Annotated in this window: 18 protein-coding genes; 10 read left to right on the top strand and 8 right to left on the bottom strand. The window is 52.9% G+C overall.

Going from position 1 to position 17019, the window contains the following annotated elements; translation table 11 throughout:
* Positions 1-52 precede the first annotated feature (52 nt).
* A complete protein-coding gene (glnA, locus tag SIB80_RS06840) occupies positions 53-1474 on the bottom strand; it encodes a type I glutamate--ammonia ligase (RefSeq protein WP_063397542.1) in 1422 nt (473 codons plus the stop codon).
* A gap of 573 nt (positions 1475-2047) precedes the next feature.
* On the opposite strand from glnA, the gene SIB80_RS06835 reads away from it, so the two are divergent.
* Positions 2048-3232 (top strand): pyridoxal-phosphate-dependent aminotransferase family protein, encoded by a 1185-nt coding sequence (locus tag SIB80_RS06835; RefSeq protein WP_063395810.1) that lies wholly within the window; start codon positions 2048-2050, stop codon positions 3230-3232.
* Here the strand turns inward: SIB80_RS06835 and SIB80_RS06830 are convergent.
* Positions 3174-3665, bottom strand: a complete 492-nt coding sequence (locus SIB80_RS06830; protein WP_063420338.1) for a nucleoside deaminase — start codon at positions 3663-3665, stop codon at positions 3174-3176. The genes SIB80_RS06835 and SIB80_RS06830 overlap by 59 nt on opposite strands.
* A 102-nt stretch (positions 3666-3767) precedes the next feature.
* Here SIB80_RS06830 and SIB80_RS06825 point away from each other — a divergent pair, with 102 nt between their 5' ends.
* On the top strand, positions 3768-5180 hold the full coding sequence (locus SIB80_RS06825) for a pyridoxal phosphate-dependent decarboxylase family protein (RefSeq protein WP_063420137.1): 1413 nt from the start codon (positions 3768-3770) through the stop codon (positions 5178-5180).
* Positions 5181-5267: 87 nt separating this feature from the next.
* Here SIB80_RS06825 and SIB80_RS06820 read toward each other — a convergent pair whose 3' ends face one another.
* From SIB80_RS06820 to SIB80_RS06805, 4 genes are all read right to left on the bottom strand, one after another.
* Complete coding sequence (locus SIB80_RS06820) at positions 5268-6866, bottom strand: YcjF family protein (protein ID WP_063420136.1); 1599 nt, start codon at positions 6864-6866, stop codon at positions 5268-5270.
* Positions 6863-7282 (bottom strand): carbamoyl-phosphate synthase subunit L, encoded by a 420-nt coding sequence (locus SIB80_RS06815; RefSeq protein WP_236066085.1) that lies wholly within the window; start codon positions 7280-7282, stop codon positions 6863-6865. The genes SIB80_RS06820 and SIB80_RS06815 overlap by 4 nt, the downstream gene beginning before the upstream one ends.
* Positions 7283-7430: 148 nt before the next feature.
* The gene (lspA, locus tag SIB80_RS06810; protein WP_063420135.1) at positions 7431-7928 is read right to left on the bottom strand and encodes a signal peptidase II; all 498 of its coding nucleotides are present in this window, start codon (positions 7926-7928) and stop codon (positions 7431-7433) included.
* On the bottom strand, positions 7925-8497 hold the full coding sequence (locus SIB80_RS06805; protein WP_011129973.1) for a biotin transporter BioY: 573 nt from the start codon (positions 8495-8497) through the stop codon (positions 7925-7927). Before SIB80_RS06805 ends, lspA begins: the two co-directional genes overlap by 4 nt.
* A gap of 56 nt (positions 8498-8553) precedes the next feature.
* Between SIB80_RS06805 and SIB80_RS06800 the strand changes: the two genes are divergently transcribed.
* Complete coding sequence (locus SIB80_RS06800; RefSeq protein WP_063420134.1) at positions 8554-8793, top strand: DUF3148 domain-containing protein; 240 nt, start codon at positions 8554-8556, stop codon at positions 8791-8793.
* Here the strand turns inward: SIB80_RS06800 and SIB80_RS06795 are convergent.
* Positions 8790-10157 (bottom strand): M16 family metallopeptidase, encoded by a 1368-nt coding sequence (locus tag SIB80_RS06795; protein ID WP_063420133.1) that lies wholly within the window; start codon positions 10155-10157, stop codon positions 8790-8792. The genes SIB80_RS06800 and SIB80_RS06795 overlap by 4 nt on opposite strands.
* A complete protein-coding gene (locus tag SIB80_RS06790) occupies positions 10061-11257 on the bottom strand; it encodes a M16 family metallopeptidase (RefSeq protein WP_063407043.1) in 1197 nt (398 codons plus the stop codon). Before SIB80_RS06790 ends, SIB80_RS06795 begins: the two co-directional genes overlap by 97 nt.
* Before the next feature lie 61 nt (positions 11258-11318).
* Here SIB80_RS06790 and SIB80_RS06785 point away from each other — a divergent pair, with 61 nt between their 5' ends.
* The 7 genes from SIB80_RS06785 to rpsB all read left to right on the top strand — a co-directional run bounded on the left by SIB80_RS06785 (position 11319) and on the right by rpsB (position 17006).
* Entirely contained in the window at positions 11319-12113 is a 795-nt protein-coding gene (locus SIB80_RS06785) for a phycocyanobilin:ferredoxin oxidoreductase (protein ID WP_063420132.1), read from the top strand.
* Positions 12114-12133: 20 nt separating this feature from the next.
* Positions 12134-13018, top strand: coding sequence for an HlyD family efflux transporter periplasmic adaptor subunit (locus SIB80_RS06780; protein WP_063420131.1), 885 nt, complete (start codon positions 12134-12136; stop codon positions 13016-13018).
* A complete protein-coding gene (gene devC, locus SIB80_RS06775; protein WP_063403885.1) occupies positions 13018-14187 on the top strand; it encodes an ABC transporter permease DevC in 1170 nt (389 codons plus the stop codon). Before SIB80_RS06780 ends, devC begins: the two co-directional genes overlap by 1 nt.
* 42 nt (positions 14188-14229) lie before the next feature.
* Positions 14230-14919, top strand: a complete 690-nt coding sequence (locus SIB80_RS06770) for a DevA family ABC transporter ATP-binding protein (RefSeq protein WP_063420130.1) — start codon at positions 14230-14232, stop codon at positions 14917-14919.
* A gap of 37 nt (positions 14920-14956) precedes the next feature.
* Positions 14957-15112: a hypothetical protein gene (locus SIB80_RS06765; protein WP_011129965.1), complete on the top strand. Its 156-nt coding sequence runs from the start codon at positions 14957-14959 to the stop codon at positions 15110-15112.
* A 101-nt stretch (positions 15113-15213) separates the two neighbouring features.
* Positions 15214-16146 carry a glycosyltransferase family 2 protein gene (locus SIB80_RS06760; RefSeq protein ID WP_205909699.1) on the top strand — a complete coding sequence of 311 codons (933 nt, stop codon included), beginning with the start codon at positions 15214-15216 and terminating at the stop codon, positions 16144-16146.
* A gap of 140 nt (positions 16147-16286) precedes the next feature.
* Positions 16287-17006, top strand: coding sequence for a 30S ribosomal protein S2 (gene rpsB / locus SIB80_RS06755; RefSeq protein ID WP_011129963.1), 720 nt, complete (start codon positions 16287-16289; stop codon positions 17004-17006).
* Positions 17007-17019: the final 13 nt, after the last annotated feature.

Here is a 17019-nt window from a genome sequence, read left to right as displayed (position 1 = left end):
ACGAATAACTTTTCCTATTTTTTCAAACAGATGGTGATCTTTTCACCTTCCCTCAAGCGTCGTAATACATGGTGAACTCATGGGGATGAGGCCTTTGACGCAATTGCTGCACCTCTTCGTATTTGATGTCAATCCAGTTGTTAATGAAGTCTTCAGTGAAGACTCCCCCTTCCATGAGGTAGTTCTTGTCTGAATTTAATGCTTCGAGCGCACCATTAAGTGAAGCTGGCACTGTGGGGATGCTGGCAAGGCGTTCTGCTGGTAGTTCAAATAGATCCTCATCGAAACCATCGCCAGGGTCAATTTGGTTTTTAATGCCGTCAACCCCCGCCATCATCATCGCGCTGAAAGCTAGATAAGGATTGGCCAAGGCATCGCCTGGGCGGAATTCAAGACGCTTGGCTTTCGGGTTTGGGCCAGTGAGCGGAATGCGAACAGCTGCAGACCTGTTGCCCTGGGAATAAACAAGGTTTACAGGAGCTTCAAAACCTGGCACCAAACGCTTGTAGCTATTGGTTGTGGGGTTGGTGAAAGCTAGGAAGGAGGGAGCATGCTTAAGGATGCCACCGATATACCAGCGAGCCGTCTGTGACAAGTTGGCATAGGTGCCTTCTCCAAAGAAGAGGGGCTGGCCTCCTTTAAAGAGGCTCTGGTGAACATGCATCCCGGTGCCGTTGTCGTTGAACACCGGCTTGGGCATAAACGTTGCCGTTTTACCGTACTTACGAGCAACATTCCTAACGATGTACTTGTAAATCATCACGTTGTCCGCAGCTTCAATCAGCTCAGCGAACTTCATCCCCAATTCATGTTGGCCAGCACCAGCAACTTCATGGTGGTGCTTCTCCATCGGGATTCCTAATTGCCCCATCAGCAGCAGCATTTCGGAACGGATGTCCTGGGCGGTGTCGTTGGGTGGAACCGGAAAGTAGCCCTCCTTGAGTTGGATCTTGTAGGCAAGGTTGCCGCCTTCTTCGATGCGACCGCTATTCCAAGGGGCCTCAATCGTGTCAACGCTGTAAAAGCAACCACCTTCACCGGAGTTGTAGCGGACGTCGTCAAAGATGAAAAACTCGGGCTCAGGACCAAAAAAGGCTGTATCGGCTAGGCCAGTGCCGGCTAAGTAACCGAGGGCTTTTTGGGCAAGCGCCCTGGGGCATCTGGCATAGGGCTCGCCGCTACGAGGTTCCCGAATGGAACAGATCAAGCTAAGAGTCTTGTGGCGATAAAAGGGGTCGATCCAGGCCGTACTGGCGTCAGGAACCATATCCATATCTGATTCGTTGATGGCCTTCCATCCACGAATGGAAGATCCATCGAAAGCCAAGCCATTAGTGAAGGCTTCCTCATCAATCAAGTCCGAACAAACGGTGAGATGCTGCCACTTGCCGTGCAGATCAGTGAACTTGAGGTCAATCAGTTCAATGCCCTCGTCCTTGATCTGGCGGAGGACGTCTTGGGGTGATTTGCCCATGGCGAAGATGAGGCCGAGCCGGCGATAATAAAGCGACCGTAATCAGCCGCATGGCCTTCTTTTTGTAGCAGCAGGTACCTTCTGCTGAAGCCTTGTTTTCTTTCTGGGTGGATTCCGTAACCGTTTCTGTCAGCTTGAGCTGATCTAAGGCTGGGAGAGCTTTATGGCTGGATCACTGATTTTGATTGTTTAGCTTCGATATCCCTCAACTCGTCCAAGTCTTCCAGTCGTCCTCAATGGCTGATCTCATCACAGGGTTGATTGGTTGCTACAACCATCTTCTTTCAGCCTTCGCTCGATCTGCATCAACGATTTTGAAGCCTGCTTTCAGTCAATGGGCATCAGTATTGAGCCAATGACGACGGATCAGGCTTCAAAGGGACTTTGCTAGACGAGCTAGCGTTTTTTGACTTACTTCCCTTCTGCTGCCAATAGATTCGAAAACAAATCACTATTTTTTCATTGCTGTCGTTATTGATTGACCTGCTTGGTTGCCGTTGCAATCCCTCAAAAAAAGTCCCGGGGATGAAGGTTGACTGCTTAGGCTCTAAACAATTGAACTAACCAAGGGCCTTGGCGACGACGCAAACCCTTCCCCAGGTTGACCAATCTCATAAGACGGTTCTCGAACCGATTGCCACGCCTACCCGCTTGCTGTTTGGGCCTGGACCCTCAAATGCCGATCCCAAGGTGCTTCAGGCACTTGCGCGCTCTCCGATCGGCCACCTTGATCCCCTTTATCTGGAATTAATGGGTGAGGTTCAGGAGTTGCTCCGCTACACCTGGCAGACCGACAACCGATTCACACTGCCGATGAGCGGTACTGGTAGTGCCGCCATGGAGGCGACCTTGACCAATACCGTTGAACCTGGTGACACGGTATTGGTTGCGGTAAACGGTTATTTCGGCAATCGCCTTGCCGATATGGCTGCTCGATATCGAGCCAATGTTCAGTTGATTGAAAAACCTTGGGGAGAAGCCTTTTCCCTTGCAGAGCTAGAAGCAGCTTTGATCGAGCATCGCCCTGCAATTCTGGCTCTCGTGCATGCAGAAACATCCACTGGCGTTTGTCAGCCAATGGATGGTGTCGGCGATCTTTGCCATAAGCACGATTGCCTTTTACTGCTAGATACGGTCACCTCCTTAGGCGCTGTGCCGGTTTTTCTGGATCAATGGAAGGTCGATCTGTCTTACAGCTGCAGCCAGAAGGGGCTCAGCTGCCCTCCTGGTCTTGGTCCTTTCACCATGGGGCCCCGTGCCGAAGAGAAGCTTGCGGCCCGTAGTAGCAAGGTGCCCAATTGGTATCTAGACGTTTCGCTGCTTAATCAGTATTGGGGAAGCGACAGGGTCTATCACCACACTGCACCGGTGAATATGAACTTTGGCATGCGTGAAGCCCTGCGATTACTTGCGGATGAGGGCCTTGAAAACGCTTGGGATCGTCATCGCTGCAATGCCGAAGCGCTCTGGGCAGGCCTCGAGAGTCTTGGTTTGGAGTTGCATGTACCTGAAGCCTTGCGTTTGCCCACACTCACAACTGTTTGCATTCCAAATGGAGTGGATGGCAATGCCTTCCGCTTGCATTTGCTGAATGAGCACGGCATTGAAATCGGCGGTGGCTTAGGAAGCCTGGCTGGCAAAATCTGGAGGATTGGCTTGATGGGATACAACTCCACCCCTAAAAACGTTGAGCTGTTGCTCAATCTGTTCGAGTCAGAGTTACCTCGTTTTCGTGAAAACGTTGCCGTTGCTGCTTGAACCAGGCTTCTAGCTGCTGCCTGGCTTCAACTTCCATCACACCGCCTAGAACACGCATTTTATGATGCGCACTGGGGTGGTCCCCCAGATTGATTGTGCTACCAAGCCCGCCTCGCTTGGGGTCGTGTGCAGCAAAGATCACCTGGCCCATGCGCGCTTGTGTTAGGGCTCCCGCGCACATCGGGCAGGGTTCCAGAGTGACAATCAGGGTGCAGTCATTAAATCGCCAATCACGTCTGAGCCAGGCAGCCTGTCGGAGTGCGATCAGTTCTGCATGGCCTAATGGATCACGTCCTCGATGCCTTTGGTTGCTGCCATGTCCGATACAACGGCCATCGGCATCCAGCACAACGGCACTCACAGGAACTTCTCCAAGACCGCCGAGTTGTTTTGCTCGAGTCAGTAGCCGCAACATCCAACAGCGGCATTGCATGTTGGTGAGTTCAAGAGGTTTCGCTAAAGGCACCGCTAAGTGGCAGCTCCTGATCAAACAATGCCATCAGGAGGGAGAATGGAACTTGTATGACGAGCGTTTTTGGCTGGCACTCCCCAGATAAAGCCGACTGCGACCTTGGCGCCCTTTGCCAAGCCTGACCGTTTCGATCCAGAACTGCAGACTTTTCTGGAGCAGGCCAGTGCTCGACTTTGTCAGTGGTTCGCAACAACAAGCAATCGAGGCCCCTTACCAGCGCTGAGTGCTTTGCCTGATGTGGCGCCGCCGCCTCAAGGTCTTTCAGTTGATGCCTTGCTGGACGATTTGCAGATGGTTATGGAAGGGGCTTATCAGCCTTCCCATCCAGGTGCTTTGGCTCATCTCGATCCGCCTCCTCTAACGGCATCCATCGCTGCCGATTTGATCTGCGCAGGACTAAACAACAATCTTTTGGCCGAGGAGTTGTCACCAAGTCTTTCGCGTTTAGAGCGAGAGATGTGCCGCTGGTTTGCTGAGCGCTTGGGACTGCCGTTGACGGCTGGTGGTGTGGCAGCCAGTGGTGGCAGCCTCAGCAACCTTATGGCGATGGTGATCGCTCGCCAACAGGCAGATCTTCAAGATGATCCCAGGGCAGTGGTGCTTGCAAGTGTCGACTCTCATGTGTCGCTCGCTAAGGCCATTCGGGTCATGGGATTGGCTAGCGATGCCTTGCAGACGGTGCCTGTCGATCAAGAGGGCTGCATGAATCTCGATGCCCTAGAGCATCAACTGAAGGCTCTCCGCGCAGAAGGAAGACCATGCTTAGCCGTTGTGGCGACAGCAGGCACGACTGTCCAGGGAGCTGTAGATCCCTTGGTAGCGGTAGCAGAGCTATGCAGACGCGAGCGGGTCTGGTTGCATGTCGATGCAGCCATTGGAGGGGTCTTTGCTCTAACAGCAGCCACTGCTTCTGTGGTTGAAGGAATCTCTCTAGCCGATTCGATCACAGTGAATCCTCAAAAGTTGCTTGGGATCACTAAGACATCATCCCTATTGCTAGTTGCGAACCAATCCCATCTTGCTTCAGCCTTCTCGACTGGCTTGCCCTATATGGAACCAGCCTGGGGAGACGGTCATGGAAGTGAAATTGGCCTTCAAGGAACTCGGCCAGCAGAGGTGCTCAAGCTTTGGTTGGGTCTGCGTCAGCTCGGGGAGCAGGGAATTCAGAGCTTGCTGGAGGGGGCGATTCAGCGTCGTCAGTCGCTCGCGCGTCAACTCGATGCATCCAGGTTCATTCTTCTCAGCGGACCATTGCATCTCATTGCCTGTACCCCTAAGAACGCCGATGGAGATCAAGCCTCAGTCTGGTCATTAGCAACTCGGCAAAGCTTGCTGGAACAGCAGTTGATGGTGTCAAGACCCTTGCATCATGGTCGTCATTTCCTCAAGGTGGTCTTGGGCAATCCCCATACGCAATCGATTCATCTCAGTCGGTTGGCAACTCTGATGAATCAATCTTTGCTGGGTTTGCGCTAATGACTTCATCACCCCCGCGAGGTCGCTGGGTGGCGATTATCACGACTGTTTTATCAGTAGCGATTGGATTGTTCTACCTGGCTTTGATCACAGTTCTGGATGCCCGAGGTCCGATGCGTCCGCCACCCCCCGAGGCCCTGGGCGTGGCGGGAGCTGTCGCCGTTTCTCCCGCTGAAGAGGCTCAACCACCCGCCGCAGGGCTGTCGTGAGAAAACGTTCCAGCGAAGATTCCCGTCGGTTGAGATCGTAGTGACGTTGCACCACTTCCTGCATACCGCCATCCCCCCAGTCTTGATCCTGCTGGAAGTAGGTAATGAAACTGGCTCCAGCAACGCGTGTGAGCCAAGCAGCAGCGACCCCTTGTACCGCTCGGCCCAGCAACAGGGTGGGCAAGTTGACACTGAGAGCTGTGCCGATGATCGCCACTCCACCTTTAACAATGCCAAGTCCTGCCAAAGTGCGTCCTACTGATACCGCCAGTTCTTGTGCTCGGTTGCGAGTGAGTTGAACTCCATAGACACGGGCGACCTCCATCACCATTTGGGCATTCACCGCTGCCGTCCCCAATAGATCCACTCCTGGGAGGGGGGTTGCAGCGACAACACCACCACTAATCCAGCTGTAACGATCAACACACTGACGCGCTTCATGCTGGCGTTGTCGATCCAGCAGCTGGCGACCGGCATCTCCCAGATGGCGACATTGCAGCAGAATGTTGTCTGCAAGCAGTTCTTCACCATCGGCATGTAGCACTGACGCAAGGCGACGCAGCAGGTTGTCGACCTCAGCAGGAGGCTGCAAAGGTCGTTTGCCGGGCCGCGGCAGTGACTGCGGTGCAGCGCTACAGGAGATCACATCCTCAGCTTCAAGCAAGCCCTTGCATCGCCCTCTCAACTGAGCCAAAAGCCGTCGTTCCTCTTCTTCACCGCGAAGATCGCATTTATTCAGAACTAGGAGCAATCGTTTGCCGAGATTGGCGAGGTTACTGATGACCTCCAGCTCTGAAGCGCGTAGATCACAATCCACAACCACCACCATCAGGTCAGCTCTACTGGCTCGTTGCCTTGCTTCCTTCTCTCGGCTTAAACCGGCTCTGCCTGCTTCAAGAATTCCTGGGGTGTCAGCCAATTGAAGGCCTCGATCAAGTCCCTTTAAACGCAGTCGATAAATCTGGCTACTGGTTGTGGATCCCATGGGTGCACCAACCTCACCCACCATTTCGTTCAGGAGTGCTCGGATCAGAGATGTCTTGCCGCTGGAACCAGTACCGAACACCACCACCATCAGATCACCACGGGCCAGTTCATCAGCCACCCTTTCTCTCTCTTGCTTAAGCCCTTCTCGAGTGACCTCGTCTTTGAGGCGTTCAAGCAGGCGATCAATGTTTTCAAGACTTTGCTTGGCTGCTTGATGACGGCTACTTGGAGGGGAAAGGGGCCGTTGATTGTTTTGAGCAGTTTCTAAGTTCTGACGCTTAAAAGCCTTCCACCAAGGCCATCCAACCTGATAGATCATCAAGATGATGAGGCCTGCTGTTAGTAACAACACCGGGCCTAGCAACCAGGGAGGTAGTAGGTAACTCAAATCCCAGAGCAGGTTCCTCACCACTTGCACTAGAGCTCCGATGACTAGCAAGACCACCAGCGCGCAGGCGGTCCATAGGAGCAGCCGCTGACGGGAGATCATTTGTTTGTCATGCTTCCGCTGGCCTGCAGGTTCAATGATCTTTGACCAGAAAGACAGCGTCTGGGATCTGGAACTGTTGGCATCATTGCTAAGCCAGAGACCAAGAATTTGTATCCGCAAGGCTCATGGCCGATCAATAGCAGATCTGTGGAATTAATGGTTGTGCCGGTCTTGCCATCTTCCATATCGCCAAGAGACCTATTGCACTGGTCCAGTTCATCACCACCATTTAAGGCATGCTCTGAATCTGCCCAGACCAGCAATTTTGATGCTTTCGCTGGCTTTATGCAGGAATGAGGCGAATAGGTCATTCGATCCTTGAGGATCGTGAAATCTTGATTTGATCGGCGTCGCATCATTCCAGCTCTCGACCCCTCCTCAACGCCAACAACGTGCATTGGTGGGTTTGAGATCATCTAGAGACCAAATGTTTGTCTTGATGATCAAGTAAGGGCAAGCTCCATCCTTACGTTTCCACTAAAGCGGCAGCTATCGCTTTAAAGAACAACTTTTCGATCGGGTTGACTGATCTAATTGATGATCACTCCAGCCATGGCACAACGCTTAGGTGTGTTGTTGTCCATGGCGTCTTGTCAGGGCATCGATTCCGAAGCAGATCACGGCCAAATTGATCGCCACATCGGCTCCATTGAAAATCGGAAAGTCCACCGGTACAAGTTGCAGAAAGTCGGTGACGTGCCCTAGACGCCATCGGTCCAAGCCATTGCCGATCGTTCCGCCGAGCAGAAAGGACATTGCAAGGCCTTGCCATATCGGCATCTGTCCTGCTCTCCAAATCCAGACCATCAAACCAATGGTCACAGCCAGGCTGAGCAGCCCTAAGAGGAATGTTGCTCCATTGAAAAGATTAAAAGCTGCGCCTGTATTGCTGATCAGACGCAACTGCAATAGCCCAGGAACAAAAGGGAGTACGAAGCCTGAGCTGAGTTGTTGACGGGCCCAGCTTTTGCTGATCTGATCAATCAGCATCAGCAGGATGCTGATTAGCAGCATTGCCCTGCGTGATAGTTGACGTTGCTTCAGTATTTGAGGTTGATTCATTCAACAAACAGCAGATTTCGCAATGGCAAGGCAAGTACGCCAACGCCTGCACAGAGGACTAGTTGAGCGGGTAGGGGCCCAAAGGTATAGCTAAATAGCAGTTCTGGAATGCGATCAGGCCATTGGTATAGGGCAGATCCGATAAGCAGATTGAGTACGCCGCAAAGTTGGAGCATGATCAGCCCCGCGATTGCTGCAATCGTCAGGCTCAGTACATCATTCATGCCTGGTTGCTGGGCCAGACGACCACTAAGCCAAGCAGCTGGAACGAATCCAGCCAGGTAGCCAAAACCTGGTGTCAGCACATAATTGAGGCCTCCACCACCATGAAATACGGGTAGGTCAACGAGGCCAATGGTGAGATAAGCAACTGCAGCGATGACTCCAGCACGCGGACCGCATACGAGTGCACACAGCAATAGAGCTGGCACCTGCCAAGTACTTGGAAGCGTTAACACGTGCGGTTGTAAGTCAAGGCCAGGCAAGAGCAGCGCAGCAGGGATCAACCCTCCTACAAGGATCATCATCAGGCCGGCGAGGGCGCCGCTCCAGGTGGCCAGGGCTCGCAAAAAGGGTTTTCAGCTAGCTCCATCCTGCAGTAGGAGAGAGGCATTGCTCATTTCTGATGGAACCGATTATTGGTCAACAGGTCCGTTTAAAGGTGCCCTTGCCTTATCTAAAGACCGCGGATCCCATGCCAATGCTACGGCCACCGGATTTGGTCTCCCCAGAAGAGCTTGGCGAGATCGTTGGCCTGCGAGCCAAGGACATGGCTGTTGTGCGATTTCGTCATGGCAGCTTTCTGATCCCACTGGATCGCCTGATCTTTGACCTTTCAGATGTTGATGGCGCAAAGGGGGATTAAGAGCTTTGAACCACTTGCTGTTGCCAATCCTTGGCAAGGATTTGAAGGCTGTTTTCTGGGCCACAGAGACTTAGCAAGGGCATTCTTAGATGTCGTTGAGCTGCCTTTTGCAGAGCGCTTCCATCAAGATTTTTGATTGCCTCCAAGCTGTGCGGGTCATAGTTGGCTGGCAGCCCTAGTCCCCGCAATTGGGCTCGGCGTTCTGCCCGTTGTCCAGTGGTTTGAGCTCCATGGGCGAGTTGACCATGGAATTTTGCGCGTGCCAGTTCAATGTCTTCTTCTGATATCTCTTGCTGGCTGAGTTCCCACCAGCTATCTAGAAGCAATTGAAGGGTGAGTTTTGCCTTGTCTTCGCTTGTTGAGGCATGGAATACAAATGGAGCGGCACACTTACGTACCGGGTGATGAGTGCCTACGTCGTAGGCCACCCCGTGTTGCTCTCGTAGACGCCTGAACAGCAAGCTAGACATGCCTAATCCCAGGTGGCAGTTCAGTAGACGCAGTGCTAGATCGTCTTCATGGCCATGCGCAAGGGTTGGCTGTCCAAGCATCATGACCACCTGACTTGTAGGTTCAGGCTGAAGACAAATGTTGGATTCGAGCTGAATGTTCTCTGTTGAGATCTTGCTCGATTCAGGCGTTCTCGCTTGCTGAGGTGGCTGATTGGGCCAGCGCTGAAAAGATTCCATTGCCTGCAGCCGCTGTTCAAGATCCTCTGGAAGGGTCCCAGAGAGGGCAAGCACAGGTGATTGTGCTGTTAGCCCGTCGATTAGCGAAATTAATTGCTGTCGACCAAGTTGGTTGAGGTCCTCGCTAAGGCCAAGGGGATCGTGGCCGTAGGGGCCACTGCCGTAAGCCATCTGCCGCCAGCCGTCAAAAGCCACGTGAAATGGGTCTTCTCTTTGTCTTTGCAAGGCCTGAAGACTGAGATCCCTTTCCAGCGTTACTTGACTTGAATCCAGATGCGGATCGATCAGCATCCAGCCAAGTAAATCAAGGAGTCGTTCGGCATCACGATCAGCACATTTGAGGCTAATTAGCAATCCGTCTTCGTGGGTATCGCAGCGCAAACCTGCCCCACAGCCTTCAACGAGATCGGCCAGAGCAAGGTGGTCATAGGGTCCACAGCCCCTGGTCAAGAGGGCTCCGAGCAGTTGATGAACTCCCCGTTGCCCTTTTGGGTCAGCACCACTGCCGCCTCTAACCCAGAGCTTGGCGGCGATAACTCCCGGTGCGGCGATTGGATCTAAAACCACATCGAGAGGATTCATTCTTCTGCTTCCATCGGTCTGGCAACAAGGGTGAAGCTCCGCTCTGGTTGCAGTAATGGAAGCATTTGCTCGAGAAGTCGAGTCGGCGTCCATGCAGACAGGTGATCAAGTGGTGCCAACAAGGATTGAGGACGATTCCAAAGAGCTTGATTCCCTGCCAGGCCGGCTACTTGACTGGGAGCTTCAAGGCTGAAACACAGTCCATTTGAAACCAGTTGGCTAGCTCGTTCGATCTCCTGATTCTTGGGTGTTGATTCGAGGCTCGTCTGCAGTAAATGGTGGATTTCCTTTTCCACCCTGTCCAGCTGCGTCTCGTTGCAGCATGCTTCTAGCAATACAAGGCTGCCTTGTTCCAACACGGTTACATCCATATCGATCGATTCCACGATTTGCAATTCCTCTCTGAGGTGATGCACCAGTCGACTGCGACGTCCTTCCGCAAGCAGGGTAGTCGCCAGGTCAGCTCCCATCACCATCTCTTGGTTTGAGGCAGGGGGCATCGGCCAGGTCATCAATAGCCGGGTGGATTCCAGCCTGGGGACTTGAATTTCTCGTCGCCCTTTTTGAAAGCTGAGCGTTGGAGAAATGGCAGGATCAATGTCCTCCATCGTTTGGTGATTCAACTCAGCCAGACGGCTGTTGTTCAAGATTTCTTCCAGGCCTATCGGAATGGCACCCGCAATTGCTAGGCAACAGTTCGGGCCTCGATATCGGCGGCTGTGGAACTCCCTCATTTGCTCGGGAGTACTTGTTTTTAGGCTTGCTTCACAGCCAAGGATGGCTCGGCCGTAGGGATGATCTTCGCAGCATGCTTCGAGAAGCTGTTGGAGGACTTGATCATCCGGTTGATCTCGATATTGGGCAATTTCCTCCAATACGACGTCTCGCTCCATGGCATAGGCCTCTGAACGCAGAGCTGGAGTCAGAACGAGGTTGAGCAGTAGATCAAGTGCTGCCCTAGCTGCCGTTGGTGGTACAAGAACGTGAAAGTGGACGTCATCGAAACCTGTAGCGGCATTGCTGCTGCCTCCAAGCGCTTCGATTTTGCGATCGAATTCTCCCGCCTCCATCTGTGAGCTTCCCTTGAACACCATGTGTTCAAGAAAGTGGGCTAGTCCTTCCTCTCCTTTTTGTTCACTTGAACTACCTGCTTTGCACCAGAGGTCTAAACAAGTCAGTGGTGCATCTGGCATGGATGCCAGCACGCAGCGGGTCTTGTTCTTTAGAGCCCAGTGTTGAAGACTGGGTTTAGGGGTGGAGCGTGTCAGAAGTGCATGTCAAAGTCCCATTCTGATCCTTCTTGCCATCGTGCTGCCTTTTCCCTCCACAAGCGGCCCGGCAATTCATCCGTTAATCGAGTCGTTGGCAGCGCGGATCAGGCAGCGCAGAGCGCAGTTACCTGAGCTCAGTCCATTTGCACTGGATTCAGTGATGGAGTCAATCAGCGGCCAGCTTGATGGAGAGGAGCTGCTGATTAGCAATGAATTGCATCGTTGTCGGGGGATGCGCAAGTTGCATTTGGAGATAGCAAGGCTGGGAGGGGGACTGCAAGTACTCCATTGCGTCTTCTTTCCTGATCCTCGCTTTGATCTACCAATTTTTGGAGCCGATATTGTTGCTGGTCCTGCCGGCATTTCGGCGGCCATCGTGGATCTTTCGCCTGTAGGCCTAACAATGCCAGAGGCCCTACTCCATGGCCTTGAGTCACTGCCCATTCCTGCGTTTCAACAGGTGAGGGAATTGCCTGAATGGGGATCCATCTTCTCGCCGTTTGTCCAGTTCATCCGTCCAGCTAGTAGCCAAGAGGAAAGCTGGTTCGTGGATTTGGCAGATGGCTATCTCAAAGCTCTTATCGCTAGCGTCATTGACGCGACTCCCGATGCTTCTGATGCGGCATCTACGATCCAAAGACATAAGAGCCAACTCTCCTATTGCATCCAACAGAAACGCAACGACAAGACACGTGGAGTGCTGGAGAAGGCCTTCAATCCTCAATGGGCGGATCGATACATCGAGGAGATCTTGTTCGAGGATCCACCTCCCCTTTAAGCAGCAAAACCTGGAGATGGTTGATAACCGGAGGAATCTGCCTTGTTGTAGCTATTGGTGTCTGGAGCCTTACGCGTCGGCCTGAGACACCTCAAGAAAGTGCTGTGCTAGTTCCAGCTGCCAGACCAATTGAAGCTGTTGCAGCCTTGGGGCAACTTGAGCCCGCTGGTGATGTCCGTCGCTTGGCCGCCCCTGCTAGCGGGTTTGGTGGCACTCCACGGGTTGCCAAGCTCAGTGTTCGTGAAGGTGATGCGGTTAAGCGTGGCCAGGTTCTAGCAGAGTTCGACAACCGACCTAAAACTTTTGCTGATCTGGCAGCTGTCCAAGCTCGACTGGAGACCCTCGAGGTTCAGTTGCGAATGCAGCGCCGGGAGGTCACTCGTTATCAAAAAGCTGCCCTGGTTGGAGCTTCATCTCTGGTGGATTTGGAGGAAAAACAGGAAGAACTCGTCAAAATCGATGGCCAACGTCGGGAGGCTTTGGCTGAAATCAGCGGACTTGAGGCTGATCTCGCTGATAGTCAATTGAAGTCTCCCCTCGATGGTGTGGTGTTAAGGGTTCACACTCGCGTCGGGGAGCGTCCAGGTAGTGATGGCGTGATGGAAGTTGGCGCCAATCAGACCATGGAAGCCTTGATCGAAGTTTATGAGTCGGATGTGAATCGAGTGAATGTTGGACAAGTTGTTCGCTTAACCAGTGAAAACGGTGGATTCGATGGGACTTTGATGGGTCGTGTGGAACGCATTAGCCCCCAGGTTCGTCAGCGCAATGTGCTCTCAACTGATCCAACTGGTGATGCAGATGCCCGCGTAGTTGAAGTTCGGGTCAGCCTTGACCAAAACTCAGCTGCTCGGGTGAGAAGTCTCGCGGGGATGAAGGTGATCGCTCGCTTTCAGCCCTCGTGATGTCTGGCTTTTGGCAACAGCGGAGGATCCCTCTGGCTTGGTTGCTACTGAGTCGTCAACCTTTACGGCTTTTGGTTGCTCTGGCAGGAATCTGCTTCGCCGGAATCCTGATGTTCATGCAATTGGGTTTCCGAGATGGTTTGTTCGATGCCAGTGTCACCGTGCATCGTCTCTTTGATGCTGACCTGGTGTTGATGAGCCCTCGCTCGATGAGCTCGATCAGCATGAGTGGATTTCCAAGGCGTCGCTTGGTGCAGTCCATGGCACATCCAGATGTCCAGGGCATCACGCCTGTGAACTGGAATTTTTTGCTGTGGAGAAATCCGCAAACCCTCACGACCCGCCAGATTCTTGCCTTAGGTTTTGAACCGGGGGATTCGCTGTTCACAGATCCTGAGCTTGCGGCCAAGGCAAAAGCGCTCACAAGTCGTGGTCGAGTTTTATTTGATCAGCGTTCTCGAAATGAATTCGGACCTATTGCCAAGTGGTTTGATGAGGGCCGAACTGTTGAGACTGAGCTCGCCGGGAAAAGGGTTCGTGTAGCGGGATTAGTCAGCCTGGGGCCATCTTTTGGAGCTGACGGCAATCTGCTCACCAGCAGGGAAACATTCCTTGAGCTGTTACCCAGCAATCCGCCTGGAAGCATTGAAATCGGTTTGCTAAGGCTGCGACCAGGGGCAGATCCAGATGCTGTGGTTCGATCTCTCACGGCGAGTTTGCCCAACGATGTGAAGGTCTTTACCAAGCAGGCTTTCATTGAGTTTGAGAAGAATTACTGGCGAAGCAGTACTTCTATTGGCTTCATTTTCAGCCTCGGTGCAGCAATGGGTTTTGTTGTGGGGTGCGTGATTGTCTATCAAATCCTCTACACCGATGTCAGCGATCATCTGCCTGAGTACGCCACTCTGATGGCGATGGGTTATCGCTTGAAGACTCTGCTAGGCGTGGTAGCTCGCGAAGGGATCTTCCTGGCAGTGATGGGATATGTGCCTGCCTATGCCGCCGGCCAGGCCCTATACGCCTTGGTACGCAGTTCGACAAAACTGCCTGTGGCAATGGATCTTCCACGTGCCGTGCTTGTTTTCAGCCTGATCCTGGCGATGTGCATGGGCTCAGCGGTGCTGGCGATGCGCCGATTGGTCGATGCCGACCCTGCAGAGATTTTCTGATGGGTCTGCTCTCTTTCAATCATTCGATCAGAAGACATCGCCATGAATGAAAAGCTCATGGTTGAAGTTCAGGGTCTCAGCCACTGGTTTGGCATTGGTGCAATGCGACGTCAGGTGTTGCAGTCCATTTCTCTGCAAATAGCCCCTGGCGAGGTGGTGTTGCTCAGCGGGCCTTCAGGCTGTGGCAAAACCACCCTGCTCACTTTGATCGGAGCGCTCCGCACAGTTCAAGAAGGAGATGTATGCGTGTTCGGCCATCAGTTACGGGGATCAGATCGTCGCCTTCGCCAACAGCTTCGCTGTCATATCGGCATGATTATTCAGGGCCACAATCTTTTGCGGTGTCTCACAGCTGAACAGAACGTGCAGATGGGAGCTGATTTGTTGCCAGGTCTCTCTTATCGGGCTCGCCGTGATCAGGCTCGCTATTGGTTGCGGGCTGTGGGGCTAGAGGATCACCTCAGCAAACTGCCCCATGATCTTTCTGGCGGCCAAAAACAACGAGTCGCAATTGCACGTGCGCTGGCGGCTCAACCTCAGCTATTGCTAGCCGATGAACCCACAGCAGCCCTCGATAGCGTCACAGGAAGGGAAGTGGTAGAGCTGCTTCAACGATTGGCCCGAGAACAGTCTTGTGCGGTGTTAATGGTGACCCATGATCCCCGCATTGTTGATATCGCGGATCGATTGGTGCAGATGGAAGATGGTCGCCTGATCTCCTCTCTTGGTTAGGTTGGTTACAGATCTCTAGTTTGGAAGTTTTAACAGCATGGCCAAGCGCAGAAACCTCAAGAAAGAAAAGCAAGAGCGGAATCGCTCCTATGCCCGCAAATTCAAGAAGCGCAAGCTACGCAATGACGGCCGAGGTGAGGGAGCTGGTAATGGTGTAACCGGAACTGCCAACAACGGAGGTGCTGCTGACTAATCCCATCGACAGACTTTTTAAATCAAGAGATGGGGGCATTGATGGGCCCCCTTTTTTCATGTCTCTAGGCTGTTGCTTGTCAGCAGCAGATGTGGTTGCGAATGTTCGCAAGCGTCGTGATACCCACCTACAACCGTCGATCGATCCTTGAGAAGTGTCTGTTGGCTCTCGAGCAACAGATCCTTTTCTCTGAGCTAGATGGTTATGAGGTGGTCGTTGTGGATGACGGCTCCACGGATGGCACACCGAGCTGGCTGAGGGATGAGGCGTCTCGCTTTCCACATGTGCGCGTGGTGGAGCAAGAGCATGGGGGCCCGGCAGAGGGGCGTAATCGCGGGGTAGATAATTCCCGAGGTGATCTCATTGTTTTTATCGATAGTGATCTCGTTGTCACCGAGTCGTTTCTCGCCTGTCATGCGAGAGCTTTGCAAAAAAGTTGGCAGCAACGCGGTGATCGACTTTCTTTCACCTATGGCGCGGTGATCAACACGGCAAATTTCGAGCAGCCCACTACAGAACCTCACAAATTCCAGGACAACTCATGGGCTTACTTCGCGACAGGCAATGTGGCCATTGATCGAGAGGTACTTGAACGTTCTGGACTATTCGATACCAATTTCCGTCTGTATGGCTGGGAGGATCTAGAGCTGGGGGAACGACTTCGACAGATGGGTGTTGAGTTGGTGAAATGTCCCGAAGCAGTTGGTTATCACTGGCATCCGGCCCTGCGTCTTGAGCAAGTTCCTGACCTGATCAGAGTTGAGCGGGAGCGGGCCAAAATGGGCCTGATCTTTTATCGCAAGCACCCGACTCGACGGGTGCGTTTCATTATCCAATTCACCTGGCTTCATCGGTTGTTATGGGAGTTGCTTACGCTCGGTGGATTACTTAATGAGCGCAGCCTCAGGCCTTTACTTGGCTGGTTGATTCGCAACGGTCATCAAGGTTTGGCAATGGAGCTCTTGCGTTTACCCCTAAACCGAATCGGGGTACGCGCTCTCTTCAAAGAAGCAGCACTAACAGGGCTGCGCTGAGCTGTCGCTTTGATAAATTCCAATGGTTCTTTCATTCCGCACACCTGTCCGTTTCGGGTGATGAATGAGTCGACCCATGCCTTTTGGCTGAATCGTCTCGCATACCTGGCAGGTGGAGGCGAACCCGAAACCTAAAACCTATGGCTGTTGTCACGCTTTCAGAAATGATGGAGGCGGGCGCCCACTTTGGGCATCAAACCCGTCGCTGGAATCCCAAGATGTCGCGCTACATCTATTGTGCGCGTAATGGAGTCCATATCATTGACCTAGTGCAGACCGCGATCTGCATGAACAATGCCTACAAATGGACTCGTTCTTCCGCCCGAAGTGGAAAGCGATTCCTTTTTGTTGGTACCAAAAAGCAGGCCTCTGAAGTGGTGGCGTTGGAAGCCACTCGCTGCGGAGCTTCCTATGTGAATCAACGTTGGCTTGGTGGCATGCTCACCAACTGGACCACGATGAAGGCTCGAATTGATCGATTAAAGGATCTGGAGCGGATGGAATCCAGTGGTGCTATTGCCATGCGACCCAAGAAAGAAGCTTCCGTTTTGCGTCGCGAACTTGAGCGACTGCAGAAGTACCTCGGTGGTCTCAAAGGGATGAGACGGTTGCCTGATGTCGTGGTACTAGTTGATCAACGCCGTGAAACCAACGCTGTGCTTGAAGCCCGCAAGTTGGACATTCCCTTGGTGTCCATGCTTGACACCAATTGCGATCCTGACCTTTGCGAGGTCCCGATCCCTTGTAATGACGATGCCGTTCGTTCTGTGCAGCTTGTGCTGGGCCGACTGGCTGATGCCATCAACGAAGGCCGTCATGGCACTAATGACCAAAGAGGTGCTGACGACAGCGACGATTAAGTCCATTTACAGC

The organism is Prochlorococcus sp. MIT 1327, from assembly GCF_047304785.1.
Taxonomy (GTDB): Bacteria; Cyanobacteriota; Cyanobacteriia; order PCC-6307; family Cyanobiaceae; genus Prochlorococcus; species Prochlorococcus marinus_D.
Note: the sequence above shows the minus strand (reverse complement) of the source record. Positions and strands in the feature narration are given on the sequence as shown.